This is a genomic window from Micromonospora sp. L32, assembly GCF_052068055.1.
In the GTDB taxonomy this organism is placed as follows: domain Bacteria; phylum Actinomycetota; class Actinomycetes; order Mycobacteriales; family Micromonosporaceae; genus Micromonospora; species Micromonospora purpureochromogenes.
In genome coordinates, this window is the sequence record NZ_JBQHDD010000024.1 from 1 (window position 1) to 1897 (window position 1897).

At 68.4% G+C, this 1897-nt stretch carries 3 protein-coding genes and 1 pseudogene; 3 read left to right on the plus strand and 1 reads right to left on the minus strand.

Annotation, left to right across the window (positions count from 1 at the left end; all coding sequences use genetic code 11):
* The first annotated feature begins 209 nt into the window (after positions 1-209).
* The 3 genes from ACTMTB_RS30840 (at position 210) to ACTMTB_RS30850 (ending at position 1802) form a co-directional block, all read left to right on the plus strand.
* A complete protein-coding gene (locus tag ACTMTB_RS30840; protein ID WP_441149642.1) occupies positions 210-665 on the plus strand; it encodes an NUDIX domain-containing protein in 456 nt (151 codons plus the stop codon).
* 225 nt (positions 666-890) lie between these two features.
* On the plus strand, positions 891-1385 hold the full coding sequence (locus ACTMTB_RS30845) for a nitroreductase/quinone reductase family protein (RefSeq protein WP_441149643.1): 495 nt from the start codon (positions 891-893) through the stop codon (positions 1383-1385).
* 114 nt (positions 1386-1499) lie between these two features.
* Complete coding sequence (locus ACTMTB_RS30850; RefSeq protein WP_441149644.1) at positions 1500-1802, plus strand: hypothetical protein; 303 nt, start codon at positions 1500-1502, stop codon at positions 1800-1802.
* A gap of 15 nt (positions 1803-1817) precedes the next feature.
* Here the strand turns inward: ACTMTB_RS30850 and ACTMTB_RS30855 are convergent.
* Positions 1818-1897 (minus strand): annotated as a pseudogene (locus tag ACTMTB_RS30855) (YdeI/OmpD-associated family protein); the annotation flags it as partial.

Sequence of the window (1897 nt, forward strand, 5' to 3'; positions counted from 1 at the left end):
GCAACATCCCCCACGACTATGACTGGCCGGCGTACGTCACCAAGCTGACGAAGCTCGCTGACCGGTTCGGATAGCCGCCCGGTCCCGTTGATACAGGCGGTGCGGTCAGCATCCGCTCATCGGCTACGACCGGACGGCTACGGCACCGCGGCTGACCACCCGGCGCGACGCCCGACCGGCGGCAGATCCGCATGGGTCAGAATGTGCCGATGACGATCTCCGCTGACGACTCCGGTCCGGTCCGGATTGTGACGGCCGTTCTTCGCGACGGCGATCGGGTGTTGCTGTGTCATCGAAGCGCCGGACGCCGTTGGTATCCCGACGTGTGGGACCTGCCGGGCGGGCATGTTGAGGAGGGGGAGGATCCGAAAGAGAGCCTTGTCCGCGAGCTTCGGGAGGAGTTGGGAATCACGGCATCGGAGCCGTCCAGCCCGCCGATGCATGAGATCCGGACCGCGACGTTCGACATGCAGATCTGGTTGATCGACAGGTGGACCGGAACACCCGTCAACGCCGCGCCGGACGAGCACGACGCTGTGGCGTGGTTCGAGACGTCCGACCTTGACAGCCTGCGTCTCGCTCACGAGTCGTATCTCTCGATGCTCACCGCCGTGCTCGTCACGTTCGTCGCTCCGGAAGCCAGGGGTGCGCCCTCATCGGCATGACAGGGCGTTGCCACAGTCAAGATCGACGCCCTGTTCGCGGCCATGAGCGGACCCTTCACCGGCCCCTTGGCCAAGGGCGTACTGCTCGACCGGCTGCACCGATGCGGGGCCAGCGAGGAGGTGATTCAGCCGCGGCAGCGGCGGGCCGTTCGGCTCTTCCGCCCGCTCCCGGCTGCGGCTAGCGTCTTGTTCGTGACCACAGCCAGCTAGACGTGGGAGGTCGCCATGTCGGTCGAGCACCGGCCGAGAGCACCGCGGCTTCCGCCGCGCTGGTTTATCCGTCTCGCCTGGTCGGTGCACCGAGGCCTGTACCGGATCTTTCGTGGCCGGTTCGGACTGTGGCGACCGCGCACCAACGGTTGGGGCGCGTTGCGGCTGACTACGACCGGGCGCCACACCGGCCGGCAGCGCAGCGTCATCATCGGGTACTTCGAGGATGGACCGAACCTGGTCTCGCTGGCGATGAACGGGTGGGGTGAGGGTGAGCCCGCCTGGTGGCTCAACCTGCAGACGCATCCCGACGCGACCGTCGATCTGGTCGACGGGCGGCGGCTGATGCGCGCTCACGCCGCGACAGGCGACGAGCGGTTGCGGCTGTGGGCCCGCTGGCGCGAGATCGACACGAACCTGGACGCCTTCGCGGCGCTGCGGACGTCCGAAACCGCGGTGGTGGTCCTGGAGCCCAGACCCGACGCGACGGACCCGGTACCGGGTAACTGATTGGCCAGCGACCGGCGGAAGCCGCGGGGTGCGCGGGGCGCGTGGGGCGGGCTCGCCGATGCGCGGGACCGGATGGATGCCGTCACGCGTCGGAAGCGCCTGCCGGGAGTGTCCGTGCGGGCGTACCGGCGGGCGGTGCGGGCGTTGCTGCACCTGCAGCACAACAACGGGATCCTGGCCGTAGAGCGCGATCGGGAGGCGGCCGTGGCGTTCGGCAAGGCGCGGCTGGCGCACCTGGTGGCGGAGGAGGACTTCGTCGCGTGCCCAGCGACCGCGGCGTTCACCGCGTACTACGTGGCGCGGTTGAACATGCGGACCCGGTTCACGTCGGGCAGCGGACGCCATCCGCCGGCAGCTACCAAGCGTTACTGCAGCTCGGTGGTACGAGCGCGGATCGCGGCAAGTGAGTGCGCATGATCATGAAGATGCCGATTACGGCGAGTTCGGAGGCTTGGCCTTCTGCGGGTAGATCGTCTCGTGACGGGCCAGCATGGCAACGAACTCGCTGATCT